This window comes from Flavobacterium sp. (assembly GCF_003525665.1).
GTDB lineage: Bacteria > Bacteroidota > Bacteroidia > Flavobacteriales > Flavobacteriaceae > Flavobacterium.
Genome location: NZ_DQDX01000017.1, coordinates 1 through 19,175 on the forward strand (window position 1 = coordinate 1; position 19,175 = coordinate 19,175).

At 32.9% G+C, this 19,175-nt stretch carries 18 protein-coding genes and 1 pseudogene; 3 read left to right on the plus strand and 16 right to left on the minus strand.

What is annotated here, in order from left to right:
- Positions 1-76: 76 nt before the first annotated feature.
- Positions 77-3,280, plus strand: coding sequence for a VIT domain-containing protein (locus DIU01_RS01075; RefSeq protein WP_290831414.1), 3,204 nt, complete (start codon positions 77-79; stop codon positions 3,278-3,280).
- A gap of 434 nt (positions 3,281-3,714) precedes the next feature.
- Here DIU01_RS01075 and scpA read toward each other — a convergent pair whose 3' ends face one another.
- The 9 genes from scpA to DIU01_RS01120 all read right to left on the minus strand — a co-directional run bounded on the left by scpA (position 3,715) and on the right by DIU01_RS01120 (position 12,363).
- Positions 3,715-5,880, minus strand: coding sequence for a methylmalonyl-CoA mutase (gene scpA / locus DIU01_RS01080; RefSeq protein ID WP_290831439.1), 2,166 nt, complete (start codon positions 5,878-5,880; stop codon positions 3,715-3,717).
- 7 nt (positions 5,881-5,887) lie between these two features.
- Positions 5,888-6,178 (minus strand): type II toxin-antitoxin system RelE/ParE family toxin, encoded by a 291-nt coding sequence (locus DIU01_RS01085; RefSeq protein ID WP_290831415.1) that lies wholly within the window; start codon positions 6,176-6,178, stop codon positions 5,888-5,890.
- On the minus strand, positions 6,168-6,404 hold the full coding sequence (locus DIU01_RS01090; RefSeq protein ID WP_290831416.1) for a hypothetical protein: 237 nt from the start codon (positions 6,402-6,404) through the stop codon (positions 6,168-6,170). The genes DIU01_RS01085 and DIU01_RS01090 overlap by 11 nt, the downstream gene beginning before the upstream one ends.
- 25 nt (positions 6,405-6,429) lie before the next feature.
- On the minus strand, positions 6,430-7,800 hold the full coding sequence (locus tag DIU01_RS01095; protein ID WP_290831417.1) for a methylmalonyl-CoA mutase subunit beta: 1,371 nt from the start codon (positions 7,798-7,800) through the stop codon (positions 6,430-6,432).
- Positions 7,801-8,082: 282 nt separating this feature from the next.
- Positions 8,083-8,436, minus strand: a complete 354-nt coding sequence (locus DIU01_RS01100) for a septum formation initiator family protein (protein WP_035126076.1) — start codon at positions 8,434-8,436, stop codon at positions 8,083-8,085.
- Positions 8,437-8,453: 17 nt separating this feature from the next.
- Positions 8,454-9,062 (minus strand): uridine kinase, encoded by a 609-nt coding sequence (gene udk, locus DIU01_RS01105; RefSeq protein ID WP_290831418.1) that lies wholly within the window; start codon positions 9,060-9,062, stop codon positions 8,454-8,456.
- An 80-nt stretch (positions 9,063-9,142) separates the two neighbouring features.
- Positions 9,143-9,907: a TIGR02757 family protein gene (locus DIU01_RS01110; protein ID WP_290831419.1), complete on the minus strand. Its 765-nt coding sequence runs from the start codon at positions 9,905-9,907 to the stop codon at positions 9,143-9,145.
- Complete coding sequence (locus DIU01_RS01115; protein WP_290831420.1) at positions 9,900-11,354, minus strand: hypothetical protein; 1,455 nt, start codon at positions 11,352-11,354, stop codon at positions 9,900-9,902. The genes DIU01_RS01110 and DIU01_RS01115 overlap by 8 nt, the downstream gene beginning before the upstream one ends.
- Positions 11,355-11,700: 346 nt before the next feature.
- Complete coding sequence (locus tag DIU01_RS01120; RefSeq protein ID WP_290831421.1) at positions 11,701-12,363, minus strand: ABC transporter ATP-binding protein; 663 nt, start codon at positions 12,361-12,363, stop codon at positions 11,701-11,703.
- A 155-nt stretch (positions 12,364-12,518) separates the two neighbouring features.
- On the opposite strand from DIU01_RS01120, the gene folE reads away from it, so the two are divergent.
- Both folE and DIU01_RS01130 read left to right on the plus strand, forming a co-directional pair.
- Complete coding sequence (gene folE, locus DIU01_RS01125; RefSeq protein ID WP_290831422.1) at positions 12,519-13,190, plus strand: GTP cyclohydrolase I FolE; 672 nt, start codon at positions 12,519-12,521, stop codon at positions 13,188-13,190.
- A 49-nt stretch (positions 13,191-13,239) separates the two neighbouring features.
- Entirely contained in the window at positions 13,240-13,542 is a 303-nt protein-coding gene (locus DIU01_RS01130) for a hypothetical protein (RefSeq protein WP_290831423.1), read from the plus strand.
- A gap of 29 nt (positions 13,543-13,571) precedes the next feature.
- On the opposite strand, the gene DIU01_RS01135 is transcribed toward DIU01_RS01130, so the two are convergent.
- The 7 genes and pseudogenes from DIU01_RS01135 to DIU01_RS01165 all read right to left on the minus strand — a co-directional run.
- On the minus strand, positions 13,572-13,886 hold the full coding sequence (locus DIU01_RS01135) for a DUF6787 family protein (protein ID WP_290831424.1): 315 nt from the start codon (positions 13,884-13,886) through the stop codon (positions 13,572-13,574).
- Positions 13,887-13,917: 31 nt separating this feature from the next.
- On the minus strand, positions 13,918-14,349 hold the full coding sequence (locus tag DIU01_RS01140) for a DUF6146 family protein (protein WP_290831425.1): 432 nt from the start codon (positions 14,347-14,349) through the stop codon (positions 13,918-13,920).
- 114 nt (positions 14,350-14,463) lie between these two features.
- Positions 14,464-15,033 (minus strand): hypothetical protein, encoded by a 570-nt coding sequence (locus DIU01_RS01145; RefSeq protein WP_290831426.1) that lies wholly within the window; start codon positions 15,031-15,033, stop codon positions 14,464-14,466.
- A 136-nt stretch (positions 15,034-15,169) separates the two neighbouring features.
- Positions 15,170-16,123 carry a D-2-hydroxyacid dehydrogenase gene (locus DIU01_RS01150; protein ID WP_290831427.1) on the minus strand — a complete coding sequence of 318 codons (954 nt, stop codon included), beginning with the start codon at positions 16,121-16,123 and terminating at the stop codon, positions 15,170-15,172.
- 73 nt (positions 16,124-16,196) lie between these two features.
- The gene (serC, locus tag DIU01_RS01155) at positions 16,197-17,288 is read right to left on the minus strand and encodes a 3-phosphoserine/phosphohydroxythreonine transaminase (protein WP_290831428.1); all 1,092 of its coding nucleotides are present in this window, start codon (positions 17,286-17,288) and stop codon (positions 16,197-16,199) included.
- Positions 17,289-17,452: 164 nt separating this feature from the next.
- Positions 17,453-18,841, minus strand: a complete 1,389-nt coding sequence (locus tag DIU01_RS01160; RefSeq protein ID WP_290831429.1) for a T9SS type A sorting domain-containing protein — start codon at positions 18,839-18,841, stop codon at positions 17,453-17,455.
- 31 nt (positions 18,842-18,872) lie between these two features.
- Positions 18,873-19,175 (minus strand): annotated as a pseudogene (locus DIU01_RS01165) (acyl-CoA reductase); the annotation flags it as partial.

A 19,175-nucleotide genomic window follows, 5' to 3' on the forward strand; every position in this document is an offset into this window, starting at 1 on the left:
CTTCCCAACCTTTTTATAAAAATTACACTCTATAACAGTATACCGGTTTCTTAATTCAATTTAAAAATCCAACTTTATGAAAAATATAATTCTAATATCATTACTATTCTTTGGTAGTTTTGTTCAAGCTCAAAGTCCGCAGTTGAATGTAAAAGGCAAAGATTCTGCTCTTGTACGTTTAAGTCAGTTAAAAGTTTCTGTAAAAGTGGTAGGAAATATTGCTTACACAACTACAGAAATGCATTTTTATAATGGAACCAATCGTCAAATGGAAGCAGAGCTAATGTTTCCGTTGCCCGAAGGCGTTTCTGTTTCAAGATATGCCATTGACATTAATGGTAAAATGCGTGAAGCTGTTCCTGTAAATAAAAATAAAGGAAAGCAAGTTTTTGAAGCTATCGAACATCGTCGTGTTGATCCAGGTTTGCTTGAAAAAGTAGAAGGAAATAACTTTCGAACTCGAATTTATCCGTTACTACCAAAAAAAGAGCGCATTGTAATTATTGGTTATGAGCAAGAGCTTTCCAATTTTGACGCGACGCATTTATCCTATCAAATGCTTACAACTTATCCGTATAATTTAGATGTTTTTGAGTTGAATATTGCTGTTATCGGCGCAACTTCTGTTCCAACAGTTATCAATCAAGAAGGCACAATTGCTTTAGAAAACATGAATCAGAATTATGTGGCATCCATCAAACGAAATCAGTATAAACCAAAAGATAAATTGGTTATTACGATTCCAATTCGTGCTGATATTCCCAGTGTTGTCGTGCAATCGGTTAACAATCAACATTATTTTTATTCCAATACTATCATAGAAAGTAAGAATGTAAAAAAGAAAACTCCGAATTCTATTGCATTAATTTGGGACGTTTCTTTAAGTTGTAGAAAGCGCGATTTGAAGAAAGAGTTACAATTATTAGACGCCTATTTTAAAGCATTAAACTCGGTAGAAGTAACGTTGTATTTTGCTGGTTATAATTTCGAAAAAAGGAATTCTTATCCGATTAAAAATGGAGATTGGGCAACATTAAAATCTATTTTAGAAAGTGTAAAATATGATGGTGGAACTCGTTTTTCTAAAATAAAATTGCCTTTGCACGATGAATATTTATTTTTCACCGACGGATTATCTTCTTTAAGTTCGAATGTCTTTTCGGAGACTAAAAAACCAGTGTATACAATCACTTCGATGGCATCATCTGATTATGCTTTCCTGAATTTTAATGCCATAAAATCTGGTGGGAATTTCATCAATTTGAATCAATTAAATGTTTCTGATGGCTTGAATAAATTGCAATATCAAAGTTTAAAATTTTTAGGCATTAAAGACAATTATTTGGTAACCGAAATGTATCCAATGATTGGAACACCAGTTTCTGGAAGTTTTAGTATGGCTGGAATTTCATTAAAAGAAACCAACGAAGTAACGTTGCAATTTGGTTATGATGATACTCCGATTTTAGAGAAAACTATCACAATTGATGCAACAAAACAGGCTTCGGAAGAAATAAGTATTGAAAAACTTTGGGCTCAAAAGAAGATTGCTTTTCTAGAAATTCAGTATAAAAAATATGCCGATGAAATTGAATTAATGGGAAAGAAATACGGAATTGTAACTCAGAATACTTCTTTAATTGTTCTCGAAAATTTACACGATTATATTCAGTATGAAATTATTCCTCCGGCAGAATTGCGTGAAGAATTTGATCGTATCATGAAACAACAAATAGAATCGGCAAAAGCCAAGAAATACAGCAATTGGGAGAATGTAGCCACTTACTATGAGCAACTTTCGGCTTGGTGGAAAAATGATGTTAAATACAGTATGCCAAAACCAATTCCGGTTACAAATGCTGCAAAAGTTGGAAATATTAGAGGCGTTGTTTCCGATAATGTAAGTACTTTACCAGGCGCAACCGTTGTTATTAAAGGGAAAAACCAAGGTGTTATGACAGATATTGATGGAAAGTTTGCTATTAACGCACAACGAGGTGATATTTTGGTTTTTTCATTTGTAGGATTAGAACAGAAAGAAATTAAAATTGGTCGTGCCAATAATTATAATGTGATAATGTCCAATTCTTCTACCAATTTAGATGAAGTTTTGGTTGTAGGCGCAAATGGTATCAAAAGAGAATCAAAAGATTTTGAAGAAGACGAAAAACGAGATGAACTTCTATCTGAAGGTGTTTCTAAAAGGAAAATGGCAATGACTTCTTCTGTAAATATTATCAGAACACAAGAAATTACACAAGCAGCAAATAAAAATATTGTTCCATCCTTAGAAGGAAAAGTTTCTGGACTTCAAGTTTCTGATGATAAAGAACTTGAGTTTAATTCTTCTAATGGATATTTTGAAAATGATAAAGTGAAAATAAATTCTTGGAGTCCAGATCGCGTGTATTTAAAAGTTCTGGATGGTGTTTCGATGGATAAAAAATACGGAGCTTATCTGCAATTGCGTGAAGATCAAATCAACAATCCGAGTTTTTATTTTGATGTTGCCAATCATTTTTATGCTGCTGGTGATAAACAAAAAGCATTACTAATTTTAAGTAATATTGCCGATTTAGGACTTGAAAATCATCAATTATACAAATCATTAACCTATTTATTACGCCAATGGGAAGCTTATGATGATGCTTTGCATACAGCTAATCAAGTAGCAATTTGGAGAGCTCAAGAACCACAAGCGCATCGTGATTTGGGTTTAACATTAGAAGATAATAAACAATATCAAGCGGCTTTTGATGAATTGATTAAGGCTTTAGAAGTAAATTATTTCGGAGAAATGAGCGGACAATATTCAGGTGTAGAAGATATTATTTTGATGGATATTAATCGAATGATTGCCACACATAAATCAATCAACACCGATAAATTAGACAAGAAGTATTTGAATAAAATGCCAATTGACGTTCGAATTATTCTAAACTGGAACCAAATGGACACCGATATCGATTTGCATGTAATTGAACCAACCAATGAAGAATGTTACTATGGTCATCGTGATACCCAAATTGGAGCGCGTTTTTCTAAAGATTTTACGCAAGGTTATGGACCAGAACAATACTTATTGCGCAATGCTGTAAAAGGAAAATACACTATAAAAACCAATTTTTTTGGAGAAAGTGCTTTAACAGAAAACGGACCAACAACAGTTATGGTTGAAATTTATACAACTAAAAATGGCAAAACCGAACGCACATTGCAAACGATTCAGTTAGGAACCGTTCGAGAAAACCAAAATTTAGCAGAAATAACAATATATTAGTTAATTAGTTAGGTTAAAATGGGAAAGCAGCTTTGATAGAAATTTCAAGGCTGTTTTTTTTATTTGAAGCGAATCGCTCGGGCATTATCAGTAATCCATTTTCCTGCTTTTCGTTACAAGTCCCGAAAAAATCGGGAGCTTTCCACTACAATCAGGGCTATTTGAATAACCATTTTAACTTTTGAAATTTTAGAAAACTTCATTAAACAATATTATTCAGTTACTTATATTTTAAACCTGACAGGTTTTCAAAACCTGTTAGGTTTTTTTTTAAAAGAACTTAATTTTTACTCTCTTAATTTATAAAAAAAAAACACCAACTTTCGGTCGGTGCTTCATAATGTAATATGTGATTTATCCTTTGCCGAAATGACAAAATTCGTTTAGTTTATATTGGTCAAACTGCCAACTGCTACTGAATACTGCCAACTAAATTAATCTTCAAGTAAAACCTCCAAAATACTAATCGCAGCTTCACTAATTTTAGTTCCAGGACCAAAAACAGCAACCGCGCCAGCATCAAAAAGGAATTGGTAATCTTGCGCAGGAATTACACCACCAACAATTACCATAATATCTTCGCGTCCGTATTTTTTAAGTTCGGCAATAACTTGAGGCACTAAAGTTTTATGTCCAGCAGCTAACGAAGAAACTCCAAGAATATGAACGTCGTTTTCTACAGCTTGTTTAGCAGCTTCTTGTGGCGTTTGAAATAATGGTCCAATATCCACGTCAAAACCTACGTCGGCATAACCTGTGGCAACTACTTTCGCACCACGATCGTGTCCGTCTTGTCCCATTTTAGCAATCATAATTCTTGGACGACGACCTTCTTTTTTGGCGAAGGCATCGGCTAGTTGTTTTGCTTTTTCAAAACTCTCGTCGTTTTTTATTTCTTTACTATACACGCCGCTAAAACTTCTAATTTGTGCTTTATATCTTCCGAAAACTGCTTCCAAAGCATCACTAATTTCACCTAATGTGGCTCTGTTTCTCGCAGCTTCTACGGCTAAAGATAGTAAATTATTATCCTGATGACTATCAGAATCTGTTGTATTTTCAGTTGATGCCTTTGCAGCAGCAGTTAATTTTGCTAAACATTCGGCAACTTTGTTGTTATCGCGTGTACTTTTTATTTGTGTCAAACGCTCAATTTGTTGCTTGCGCACCATATCGTTATCGACATCCAAAATTTGTAATGGATCTTCTTTTTCTAATCTAAATTTGTTTACACCAACAATAATATCTTGGCTACTGTCAATTCTCGCTTGCTTTCTTGCAGCAGCTTCTTCAATACGCAACTTCGGAATTCCAGCTTCGATGGCTTTGGTCATTCCACCTAATTCTTCCACTTCTTCAATAAGTTTCCAGGCGTTTTGCGCTATTTCGTTGGTCAAACTCTCTACGTAATAACTTCCAGCCCAAGGATCAACGGTTTTGCAAATTTTGGTTTCTTCTTGTAAAAAGATTTGGGTGTTTCTGGCAATTCTAGCAGAGAAATCGGTTGGTAATGCAATCGCTTCGTCTAAGGCGTTGGTGTGTAATGATTGTGTTCCACCAAATGCTGCAGCTGCTGCTTCAATGCCAGTTCGAGCTACATTATTAAAAGGATCTTGCTCTGTTAAACTCCAACCCGAAGTTTGACAATGCGTTCTCAAAGCCAATGACTTTTCGTCTTTCGGACTGAATTGTTTTAGCAATTTTGCCCATAACATTCGTCCGGCACGCATTTTGGCAATTTCCATAAAATGATTCATACCAATTGCCCAGAAAAAGGATAGGCGAGGAGCGAACTCATCGATTTTCATTCCGGTTGCTAAACCAGTTCGGATGTATTCTAAACCGTCAGCCAAAGTGTATGCCAATTCAATGTCGGCCGTTGCTCCAGCTTCTTGCATGTGGTAACCCGAAATAGAAATTGAGTTGAATTTTGGCATTTTTTTACTGGTATATTCAAAAATATCAGCAATGATTTTCATCGAAGGCGTTGGCGGATAGATGTAGGTATTTCTCACCATAAATTCCTTCAAAATATCGTTTTGGATAGTTCCCGAAAGTAATTCTGGAGCAACTCCTTGTTCTTCTGCAGCAACAATATAAAAAGCCATGATTGGTAAAACCGCACCATTCATAGTCATAGAAACCGACATTTCATCCAGTGGAATTTGATCGAATAATATTTTCATATCTTCCACCGAATCTATGGCAACACCAGCTTTTCCAACGTCTCCAAAAACACGTTCGTGATCAGAATCATAACCACGATGTGTAGCTAAATCAAATGCTACCGAAAGCCCTTTTTGTCCTGCTGCAAGATTTCTTCTATAGAAAGCATTACTTTCTTCAGCAGTGGAAAATCCTGCGTATTGGCGCACTGTCCATGGACGACGCACGTACATTGTAGCATAAGGTCCGCGAAGATTGGGTGCAAAACCAGCACCAAAATCTAAATGTTCTAGTCCTTGAATGTCTTCTTTGGAGTAGATTTTCTTTAAATCGATGTTTTCAGCAGTGTGGAAAGTTTGTTCTTCACCGCTTGTATTTGTATTTTGACTTTTGGAATTTGTCAAAGTGATGTGTTGTATGTCTTTTCTCAAAATCTAAAAATTAAAAGATGTTTAGTTTGCTGTCTCTTGATGAATGGTAAATTGCTTTAATAACTATCAATTTTTCGTAAACTGTGAAATGTATTAAATATGGAAATTTGGCAATCATTATTAATCTAACATCTTCATATCGAATCTGATAATGTAGTGGATTCTTTTTAATTAATGCCAAACTTTCTTTGAATGATAAATTGAATCGTTCTGCTAATTTTGGGTTAATATCCTTGTACCATTTTAAGGATTTATTGTAATCAACTTTAGCCTCATCAATTATAACAACTTTATAAGTCATTCTCAATTTCTTTTAAAAAGTCATCAATGTCTGTTACATTTTCTGGATTTTTAAGGTATTTTTCAGTTCGTTCTCTAACTTCATTTATTTGCCATTGTGGAATAGAATATTCATCATTTTGCGATGGTAAAACTATAACATCAACAAATTCGGCATTAAAATCATCAGGTAAAATAATATTGATGGTATGGTTTTTAACTTTTACAGTTTGTCTTATCGCTTCCATAGTTTCTTTTTGATAAAGTTATGAATTATTCCGATGCTAATCGTTCTTGTTCTAATTTCTCAGCCAAACGTTTTTCAATAATTGGAACAATTAATGTCTTTCTCGGATTTTGTTTTACAAAAGGATACAATTCTAAATCGTGTTTCATTTTGTCGTTTTTGTTAGGATATTTATTGGTTCCTAATAAAATTTCTTTTCCGCTGTCGAATAATTCTTGTTCTTTTTGAGCACTTTCGCTGATTTTTTTCTGAATAGTTCCTTCAGATAATTGTTTTATAAATCCACCGTTTGCTTCAATTTCTTTAAAAAGTAGTAAGGCTTTTTCGGCTAATTGTTTGGTTAAACTTTCAATATAATATGCTCCATCAGCAGGATTGTTTACTTTATCAAAATAACTTTCGTGTTTTAAAATAAGCAATTGATTTCTGGAAATTCTATCGCCAAATTCGTTGTCTTTGTGATACAACGCATCGTAAGGTAAATTGGCAATTGCGTTTGCGCCACCAAGAATTGCAGACATGCATTCGGTTGTGGTGCGAAGCATATTTACATTGTAATCGTACAATGTTTTGTTGCGTTTGGTTGGCGTTACAACGATATGACAATCCAGATTATGATTGTATTCTGATGCTAAAGTCGTGAATAATAAACGCAGCGCACGAAGTTTTGCAATTTCAAAAAAGTAATTGGTTCCAACCGAAACTTCGATGGTTATAGGTTGATTTATAGCTGGAATTCTGTTGAAATATTCATTAATATGTGCTAGAGTATAGGCTAATTGTTGCACAATATTGGCTCCAGCGTTTTGGTAAATTTCTGAATTAATGTTTAGAAATGAACTTTGAGAAAATTTGGAAATCTGATTTAGTTTTTCAAAATCTTTTTCTGCATTTTCAAACCAGTTTCCGTCTTTACACAATTGTCCAATTAGATCTAATTGAATAATAAAATTGGCTTTATTCTTGGCTAAAAAGTTATTTAATTTAGTGACGAAATCGATTGAGAGAAATGGCAAATAAAAAGAATACGTTACCTTTTCTAAAGGAAGATTTTGCATTAAATTTTCTATCGAAATGGTTTCATTTTCAATAGTGAATCGAATGCTTTCTGCGCCACGATTTAAGCTGTCTAATGCACGCTCGTTCGATTTTTTAACGTCGTGAACGAAGATGTTTTGCAGAATTGAAAACGCTTCTTTTGGTGTATTTATAGAAAGTTCGGACGCTGATTCAAATTCATCGCTGTGATAAAACGGTTTTACTTTGATGCCTTCTGGGCTTTCCCAAACGAGCGTTTCGTTATAGTCGGCGCCTTTTAGTTCGTACTGAATTTGTTGTTTCCATTGCTTGGAACTTACGGCTTCAAAATCTGAAAAAAGTGTGTTTTTTGTATTCACAATTATAGTGCTTTTTATTGCATCAAATTTAGTTAAAAATTATCTTTTTAAAGAGATTTAAATTTGATTATTTGCAAAATTGGTATATACTTTTTGTAAAAGATACTTCGTATTGATAGCAGCACTTCGACAAGCTCAGTGTGACAATTTGTAATAAATTGGATTTAATTTTAAAGATAAATTTCAGTAGAACCGTGATATCTAGTTTAAAGTTTGCTGTTTAGCCCTGATTGCAGTGGCACGAAGTAAAGCGGAAAGCAGGAATTGCGTTTTTCGAAATGCCTACTGTTTCGCTTCGAATAAACTGTCTTTTTCTCTATCTTCTTCAATGTCAATAATGTATATGTCTTCGCTGTCTTTTTTCATGTAATACTTTTCGCGTGCATATCGTTCGGTTTGACCCGGATTATTGAGGTTTTTTATGCTTTGTTCGTCTTTGGCAATTTCGTCTTGGTAGTATCTTTTATTTTCTTCTAGTTCGTTGATTTGTTGGTCCAAAATGCGGTGATCAAAATAGGAATAGTTGTCTAAAAACAGCATCCAAACGATGAAAAAAAGTAAAACCAAGGTGTATCGACTTCCTAAAAATTTAAGAAATGGATAGTTGCTGATGAGGTTTTGAAACCATTTTTTCATGTGTTAAAGGTATGAAATTAGGTTATACGTTGGTTGATTACGGCGCGAACTACGTCGATGGCTACTGTATTGTATTTGTCGTTAGGTATGATGATGTCGGCGAATGCTTTGGTAGGTTCGATGAACTGTTGGTGCATTGGTTTTAGTGTCGTTTGGTAACGATTGAGTACTTCTTCCATATCACGACCACGTTCTGCAATGTCACGTTTTAAACGACGAATTAAGCGTTCGTCTGAATCGGCGTGAACGAAAACTTTGATGTCAAACATGTCGCGAAGGTCTGGATTTGCTAGGATTAGAATTCCTTCTACAATCATTACTTTTCTTGGATGTGTGATAATTGTATCGTCGGTTCTGTTATGAGTTACGAACGAATAAACTGGTTGCTCGATGGTTTTTTCGGCTTTTAATTCTTTTAGGTGTTGTACTAAAAGTTCGAAATCGATAGCGCGCGGATGATCGAAATTGATGTTGCTGCGTTCTTCATAACTCATTCCTACGTTTTGTTTGTAGTAAGAATCTTGCGATATTATTCCGACTTCAGTTTCGGGTAATTCGTTCATAATTTGATGAACAACTGTTGTTTTTCCTGATCCTGTTCCGCCTGCGATTCCGATGATAAGCATGTTTATTTATTCTGTTAAAGTTTGGGCAAAAATAGATAAAAAATTACGAATTACGAATTAAAAATCGCGAATTATCAATGTCAGAATTTTTCGAAAACACCCAATCCGAAAAGGGCAAAATCGTATTTTACTGGATCGTTTTTATCTAATTCACGAAGGTTTGAATCGAGTTCTAATAATGCTTTTGCGTCGTTTTGTTTTCTTGAAAGAAGTTCTAATTTTCGGGCAACATTTCCAGAATGAACGTCTAACGGACACGATAATGAAGATGTTGGAATGGTTTTCCAAATACCAAAATCGACACCTTTATTGTCGTTGCGCACCATCCAACGAAGAAACATGTTGATTCTTTTGGCTGCCGAATTGTTTAAAGGATCGGAAATGTGTTTTTGGGTTCGCGATTGGTGATTGATTTCGAAAAATGTTTTTTTGAATTCGGATATGCTTTTTTGCATCGAATTTTCTTCTATGTTTTTAGAGAAAACGACTTCCAATCCGTTATGGTTTTTGTAAATGTGTTGCAATCCTTTTATAAATGTAGAAAAATCGCCTCCATTGAAAGTTCTGTGAACAAAATTTTCAAGTTTTTCTAAATCGTTTTCTGAATGGGACATGACAAAATCGTAAGGAGAATTTCCCATCAAATCCATCATTTTTTTGGAATTATTGATAATCATCTTTCGGTTTCCCCAAGCTATTGTTGCTGCAAGAAATCCAGCGATTTCAATGTCTTCTTTTAGTGAAAATTGATGTGGAATTTGAATTGGATCACTTTCGATGAAGTTCGGATTATTGTATAATTCTACTTTCTCGTCAAGGAATTCTTTTAGTTCTAATTTATTCATTTGACGAAAGTTTTTTGGCGTAAAATCCGTCTTTTAAATCGGTTGTCGTTTGTTGTGGAAGTACTTGATAATACTTTTCGAAATATTCAATTTGCACTTTATTTACGCTTGGTAAATTGCCATTTCCAGAACCCCAAAAAAAGTAATTGTTGGTTGGTGAATTGAATTTTAGGTTGCCTTTTTGAACTGAATCAAATGTTGTGGTCCACTTGGAATTGTTGTGCGGATAAAGAATGTTTGTTGCAGAAAATCTGCTGTTTTTGCCTATTAGTTTATTTTCGGTTAACGATTTATAACTGATAGGAAAAAATAAAACTACAGCGATTAATCCAATTGATAAGTAATAGGAAGCAAAAATGAGTTTTTTATTGGCAAACCAACAAGCAAAAATAAAGAAACTATAAAACAGCGTTAAGTGAATGAAAAAGCGGTATTGGGGTGATGTAAATAGTAGAATTAGTAATTGAAAAAGAATTACAAAATAGATAATCCAAACGGATTTTTTATTGAAATACTTAAAAATAAAAAACGGACTGATAGCAACAATTAGTATGGTTAAAGCATTAAAAATTGCATTGATCTTTGAAGATAAAAGCCATTTAATTGCGATTTGTGAAAAGGATAATTGGTTTAAATCACTTTCTGAAATGAAGTAATTGTAACGCATTTGTTCGGAAAAGAAAAAACTAATTACGTTTCTTGGTATAATGTGATTTGAATCTAATTCTAATCTGGTAAACGGAAATAATGGGTATCCAGTTAACAAACTGTTTTTGATAATAAATAGTGATAAAAATAGCAATCCGAAGCTGATAATTGGAAGTAATTTTGGAGCAAATGATTTGAAATTAGTAATCAATAAAATTATTGGAAGAATCAATAATGCCACCGAAGTTACTTTGATGAATAAAGCAAACAGTACTAAAAGAGTAATTAAATTAAAGTCATCAATTGTTGTGTTTTTGAAATTTTCAATAAAGTAAAAAAAGATAATAAACGTTAAAATATAAATAGGAATATCTGGTGATGGCGCGCTGATAAATTGAAAGAAAAACACGTTCGCCAATGGAAGTAATCCTATAATTAAGTAGTTTTTATTGGTTGTAGAAAAGTATTCGTTGAGTTTGAAAATTGCGAAAATATTTCCGAGAAGCAAACAAAATCCGCTTAAATCATTGAAATTTTTATACAAGAAAGAGAAGTTGAACGCACTTTGGGCAATGTGCCAACCGCTAGTTTGGGCATAAAATATATGTAGATTTCCCAATCCTTTTACAAATCCGTATTCGTTTAGCCATTTTATGGTTTGAATGTAATAGGATTCATTATCAATCACATACGGAATTGAAGAACATTGCGCAATGATTAAAGTTGTGATTGCAGCAAAGAAAAATTTTAATGTTGCATTTAGATTTTTAAATTCTTGATAAAACGAATTGTATATCAATTTGATTTCGGAGTTAAATTTGAAAAAAATAATCAAATTCAAAATTAGAAGCACACTGTGAAATTCAATATTTATTCTTCCGAAAATTGCCCAAATGCTTGCGAATAAAGTTGTAGAAAGTAAGCCTAAAAAAGAAGTTATTACGAAGTTCTGATTTTTTATACCAACGATTTTATTTGTACAAAAACCAAGATTGATTGATGTAAAAAAAATATAAAGCCATGATATAAAGATTAATAGCATCTTTTTTAGTTTAAGAGTTTAGAAGTTTATGGGTTTAAAAGTTTAAGAGTTTAAAGGTTTAAGAGTTTATGGGTTTAATAGTGTTGCAAAAGTTGCTACTTATCTATGAACTTATTAGTCCGTCAACCATCACTAATTTTCTATCGGCCATGTTTGCTAATTCTTCGTTGTGAGTAACTATTACAAAGGTTTGTCCAAATTCTTCGCGTAATTGAAAAAATAATTTATGCAAATTTTCTGCCGATGTTGTATCTAGATTTCCTGAAGGTTCATCTGCGAAAATAACTGCTGGTTTGTTTATAAGAGCTCTTGCAACTGCAACACGTTGTTGCTCTCCGCCCGAAAGTTCGTTGGGTTTATGATCAATTCGGTGAGATAATCCTAAATAGTCTAGTAGTCGTTTGGCTTCGGTTTCGGTTTCTTTTTTTTCTTTTCCGGCAATAAACGCAGGAATGCAAACATTTTCTAAAGCAGTAAATTCGGGTAATAATTGGTGAAATTGAAAAATAAATCCGAGATGTTCGTTTCTAAATTTTGAAATTAATTTATCATTCATTTTAAGAACTTCTTGTCCGTTGATGGTTAAAGTTGTTCCGTTTTCTGTAGATGGTTTGTCTAACGTTCCAAGTATTTGCAAAAGCGATGTTTTTCCTGCTCCAGATGCGCCTACAATAGACACGATTTCGCCTTTTCGAATATATAAATCAACACCTTTTAAGACCTGTAAACTATCGTAAAACTTATGAATATTTGTTGCTCTAATCATGCTTCAATTTTTCACAAAGTAACAAAGTATTTTGCTAAATAAAGTCGTTATAGAAATTTTTTATCGTTGAATAAATAATAAAATAAAGTTAAAGGAATCTGTTTGTTTAATTATTTCGTACTTTTGTTAAACAATATTAAAAATATAAAGTAGCCATGAACACACTAACTGAAAAAGAATTGCAAGAATTGATTGGCGATAATCATCAAATGACATCGGCAGAAACACCTTTAAGAGCTGATGCTTTTGAAAAAACGGATGCAGAAAAAATGCAAACCATAGAAAAACACTTTCATATAATTATGGAAGAAATGGGGTTGGATATGACAGACGATAGTCTAAGCGGAACGCCGCACAGAGTAGCAAAAATGTTTATTCAAGAAATATTTTCTGGATTAGATCCTAAAAATAAACCTAAAATGTCTGTTTTTGAAAACAGTTATCATTACGATAAAATGTTGGTGGAAGCCAATATTAGTTTCAATTCTACATGCGAACATCACTTTTTACCAATTGTTGGAAAAGCGCATATTGGATATGTTTCTAGCGGAAAAGTAATTGGTTTATCAAAATTAAATAGAATCGTTGATTATTATTCGCGTCGTCCGCAAGTGCAAGAACGATTGATTATGCAGATTTTTAACGAACTAAAAACGGTTCTTGAAACAGATAACGTAATTGTGGTTATGGAAGCAACGCATTTGTGTGTTTCTAGTCGCGGAATTAAAGATGAATCGAGTTATACCTCTACCATTCAATATGGTGGCGTTTTTAATGAGAAAGAAAATCGCAACGATTTCTTCAATATGATGAAGCAAGAAAAATAATTTGGCATTAGATTTGTATACTCATTTTGTAAATAATTAATTTTTTAAAATGATACTACAATCGGATGTTTTAACAAATGCAAATAACAAACAGCGTAACCTTTTTATAGGTATTGCGTTTGATTTAATTGGTATGTTAACTTATTTAATTCCAATGCTTGGTGAAGTTGGAGATGTAATTTGGGCACCAATTGCTGGATTTATGCTGTCGTATTTATATAAAGGTTCGATTGGTAAAGTCAGCGGAGTTCTAGGATTTCTAGAGGAAATTTTACCTTTCAGTGATTTTATTCCAACATTTACACTTACGTGGATTTACACTTATGTAATTAAAAACCAAGATAATAATTAAAATTTAAAGGAACTTAATGGTTCCTTTTTTTATTTCTCAAAATAGTCTGCAATAAATCCGAGTTTCACGCTTCTTAGCATTTTCTTTTCGAATGCCCAAAAGAACTTGAATTGCCCAAAGATAAATCCGAAGGAAACTAATAAAACTTGGTAAACCGGAAAAATTAGAATGATGTAAAGCGGATAATAGATCCAACCCGAAACGGTGTCTTTAGTAATTCCGATAAATTCTAAAATTGGTTTTGAAAGTACTGCCGATGTTGAACCTGTAATTGCAAACACAACTAATATAACAAATACTTGCCAATTTGAATCGATGTTCCAGCGTTGTTTAAAGTTGCTCATTTGAAATTAATGTATTGCAAAACTACTCAAATTATGGTCTTGGAACAAATCCTGACAGTTGTTGTTTATTTACAATTTGAAAATAAGTTAAATAATTATATATTAAATAATTAACTTCATATCCATATTTAACGCCATATTCATAATTAATTTGCATTGGATATAAATTGGTATTAAAACGATTGGGTTGTAAAAAGCGATTGTTCCATTCGGTTATCCAAATTCTATTTCTATTTTCTAAAAAACTCTCTGAGTAAAATCCGCGCGGTTGAGCCACACTATTGAGCCAAGAATTAAATCCGCCATCAATAATAATTACTTCATATTCTAGTTCTTCATTGGCAATCCTAACAGTATCTGAAACTTTTTTTGTTGATTCATTTACATTTAAATTTGATTTAGGTGTTGAAGAACAACCAATTATAATGAATAGGATTGAAAATATGTAAATTAAGTTTTTCATATTTTTTTTATAAAGTTACTAAAAGACAAAATGATACCTTAAATTTTAAATTGGTTTTAACAAAAAAAACATCCTAAAGAATTAGAATGTTTTTTATAAATTTATGTTGCAAAATTATTTTCCGCCCATCATTTTTCCTAGTAATCCACCAAGTCCGCCAGATTTTCCTGAGACTGCAGAGATAGCATCACTCATATCTACTTTTCCATCAGCGTTTTGGTCTAGGCCAAATTGTCCTCCGTATTTAGAAATAGCATCCATAATTCCACCATTTGCTTGATTATCGCCACCAGTTAAAGCGCCAATAATATCACTAACGTTGAAACTAGAATCGTTTGGATCTTTAGCTTTTCCTATCAATGAACCTAAAATTTTAGGAATTAAACTACCAGCACCTCCAGAAGCAGCATCAGAACTCAATCCGAATTTTTCGCCTAAACTTCCAGTTAGTTTATCTGTTATTTGTTTTACAGCAGGATTTGATCCATCGGCTGCATTATTTCCTTCAAAAAGTCCAGCCAAGTCAGAGATATTTCCATTGGCAACCATTCCTTTTAAACTGTCAATAATAGAAGAATTTGCTTCCTCTAAAACAGCGTCATTATTTTCGTTAGGAACCGCTGGATTATTTACTACAGCATCGTTTCCAAATTGTTTTACTAATTGCGTAAGTTGTTCAAACATAGTGTTTTGTTTTTAAGTTTTCACAAAGATATAAAAGAATAAAATAGGTTTTTCGAAATGTAGTTCAAATTCTACAAAAAAAATCCAAATCTGAATAGCTTCAGATTTGGATTCAATATTGTAATAAAAGGAGTGTTTATTTTTTCAAAAGTCCAATGATTTGTTCGGCAAGTTCAGTTCCAATTCGATCTTGAGCTTCAAGAGTTGCAGCACCAATATGCGGAGTTAGTGAAATTCTAGGATGCATCAAAATTTGAATTTCTGGAGTTGGTTCTTTTTCAAAAACATCTAATCCTGCAAATAAAACTTTATCATTATCCAATGCCTCGATTAATGCAACTTCATCAATAACACCACCACGAGCACAATTTACAATCCCAACATTGTCTTTTAAAAGTGCAAATTCGTCTTTGCCAATAACATAACCTTCTTGCGCCGGAACGTGTAATGTTATAAAATCGGAATGCTTGAAAACATCTTCTAACGATTCGGTAACAATGTCAACATTAATAAATTGTCCGGTGTAAAAATCGACTCTGATTTCGGCATTACTAACAAATTTATCAGCTGCAATTACTTTCATTCCAAGTCCGAGTGCCATTTTAGCAACCGCTTGCCCAATTCGTCCAAAACCAATAATTCCTAATGTTTTTCCTCGAAGTTCGATGCCATTTGCGTACGCTTTCTTTAATCCTTCAAAATTAGAATCGCCTTCAAGTGGCATATTTCTATTAGAATCATGTAAAAAACGAACTCCAGTAAATAGGTGAGCAAAAACCAATTCGGCTACACTTTCGCTTGATGAAGCTGGCGTGTTTATTACGTGTTTGCCATTGGCACGAGCATATTCTACATCAATATTATCCATTCCAACGCCACCACGACCAATCACTTTTAATCCTGGACATGCATCAATAATATCTTGACGAACTTTGGTTGCACTGCGCACTAAAAGGACAGCAACATCATTTGTATTTATAAAATTGGCAACCTGTTCTTGTGCAACTTTGGTTGTAATTACTTCAAAACCACCTTTTTCTAGAGCTTTAATTCCGCTTTTTGAAATTCCGTCGTTGGCTAATACTTTCATATTATGTTTATAAGTTTAAATGTTTGTGAGTTTAAAAGTGTGAAAACTCAATTATAATTTTGGTTTGTTTTTTTTATGCTGTAATTACAGATTCGTTTACCGCAACTTCCAATTGTTTCATTACATCTACTAAAACTTGAACACTTTCTAGTGGAAGTGCGTTGTACATTGAAGCGCGATATCCACCAACAGAACGATGTCCTGGCAATCCAGAAATCCCTGCTTCTTTCCACATTTTATCAAATAGTGGAGCGTGAGATTCATCGTTTAATAAGAACGTTGCATTCATGATACTTCTATCTTCAACGGCTGCTGTTCCTTTAAATAATGGATTTCTGTCAATTTCAGCATATAATAATTCGGCTTTGGCTTCATTGATTTTTTCAATTGCAGCAATTCCACCAAGATTTTTTAGCCATTGTAAAGTTAGAAGCGATGCGTAAATAGGAAAAACAGCTGGCGTATTGTACATACTTTCGGCAGCAATATGCTTTTGATAATCTAGCATACTCGGAATATATCTTCCCGATTTTCCTAAAATTTCTTCTTTTACAACCACTAAAGTTGCTCCAGCTGGACCCATATTTTTTTGCGCACCAGCATAGATTAAATCAAATTTAGAGAAATCTAAGGTTCTAGAAAAAATATCAGAACTCATGTCACAAATTACAGGAACATTTGTATCTGGAAACGACTTCATTTGTGTTCCAAAAATAGTGTTGTTGCTTGTGCAATGAAAATACGAAGCATCGCTTGGAACTGAATACTCTTTTGGAATATGATTATAATTTTGCTCTTTAGACGAACCAACTACTACAGTTTCACCAAAATGTTTGGCTTCTTTAATGGCGTTATTTGCCCATGTTCCAGTATCAAGATAAGCAGCTTTTCCGTCTGCTTTCATTAAATTATAAGGAACCATCAAAAATTCTAAACTTGCGCCACCATGAAGAAATAAAGCTTGATATCCTTTTCCTTCTAGTCCTAAAAGTTCTAAAACCAATGCTCTAGCTTCATCCATTACAGCAACAAAATCTTTGCTTCTGTGCGAAATTTCTAGAATAGATAAATCAGAATTATTGAAATTCAAAATGGCTTGAGCCGATTTTTCGAAAACTTCTTGTGGTAAAATACAAGGTCCAGCGCTGTAGTTATGTTTTTTCATTGTAAAATTAATGCAAATTTAATGATGCAAATTTCGGAAATCGTTCACGAAAAAGCAGTTACAATATAGCAATAATTAGTCGATGTTATTAACGAAAACGTAATAGTTTATAACAATTTTTAAGAATATTTCAATTGAAATTAAGAAACTCAAAAGAAGGCTAATTAACGTTTAATAATTTTTTTTGTAATATTTATTCCACTATTTGTTACAAATTTGATAAGATAGATGCCGTTTTGTAGTTCTTTTAAAGAAAATGTATTTTGGGCTAATTTGGTTTTTTTTATCAATTTTCCATCAATTTGAAAAACTTCGACATAATTTACATCATCTAATAGTTCATTAGAGAAATATATTAAATCTGATGTTGGGTTTGGATGAATTCTTACATCATCAAGTGCATTGTTAATCACATTTAGCGTTGTATCAAAAGTGTATGCTTTGCCGTATGGTAACGGATAATTTTGATTAGGTGCTCCAAGTAAAATTAAGTTTTCAGTAATTGCAATTGTTGTTCCAAAATAGTCATCTTGCCCACTGTTGGAATTACTGTATAATAATTGTTGAAAAATCCAGTCGCCATTAATTTTTTTATACAATCTCACAGGTGTTTTGTCTGTATAAAGTAGTGGATGAAAGTTTAAAGACACCAACAGGATGTCATTTTTTATTTCAAAATTAGTCGGCATTTTGTCATTATAATTTATATTCGATAATGTTGCTGTTTGATTCCAATTACTTAAAACAGAATTGTAAATTGTAATAGAGGAATTACTATCTAATATAAAAAGTTGATTGTTATCTAAGTCAAAATCTACAATTGATGTATTTGGCGGTGAAAAATTATTAGAATTATTCCAGTTAGAACCGTCAAAAGTAAAAGTGTGCAAATTCCCTATGGCAGAACTTGAATTGGAGGAAATCGTGAGTAAATTATTTTCTGCTTTAATTTCCTTACCAAAATTTTGGGAACCAGAGATTGTGAGTTTTTGAGAAAACAGCCAATTAACACCGTTAAAATTATAAACATATACAGCGCCATTATTGCTAGATGTTGGTTGTCCTACGGTTTCATTGTTAGTTGATGAAACAAAAATTTGATTATTATAAAGTACAACTTCCGTTCCAAAATAGTCGTCGGCTATTCCATCAAAAGGAGTTATTTTCTGGAAGAACTGCCAAGTGTTGGCTACTTTTCTGTAAAGATAGATAGACCCGGTGTTGGATGCTACTTGATCGTTAAAGGGCGAACCAACAGCAATGAAATCATTATAAATTGAAACATCATATCCAAAATTATCAGTAGTTATTCCATCAGCTGGAGTAAAAAATGTTTCTTCAACAATACCACTTGAAGTTTTGTTGAAAACAAAGACTTTACTTTGAGTCATATTCATTGTGTTGCTCGCAGTTATAACCATTTGGTTTCCGAAAGCATCAACTGATGATCCAAAACGATTGTGAACACTAGTCGGACTAAAAGAAGATAGTGTTATTTGAGAAAAGCTATTACATGAAATTAAAATTCCAAACCAGATAAATATTTTTTTCATAGCTTTCAAGTATTTAGAACTATAAAATTAATTAAATTTTCATCAAAAATGCAATTGTATCAACATTATCTGCATAATCCCAAAGTTCTGGTTTTTGAGTTTTTCCGAATGGAATGCTATTGTCTATAAGGTTTTTAGAAACAACACACTGAATTTGATCGGAATCATTCTTTAATTTTGATTTAATTTCTTCAATGTTTTCATAAAATTCGTAAAAAACAGATGAAATAGGCGAGGCGTAACTTGGATCTTCTTTTATTGTTAAGAATTCGTTATCCAATAATTTGAAATTACTCATTAAGAAAACCGCTTTGTTGTAATCATAATTATTGGG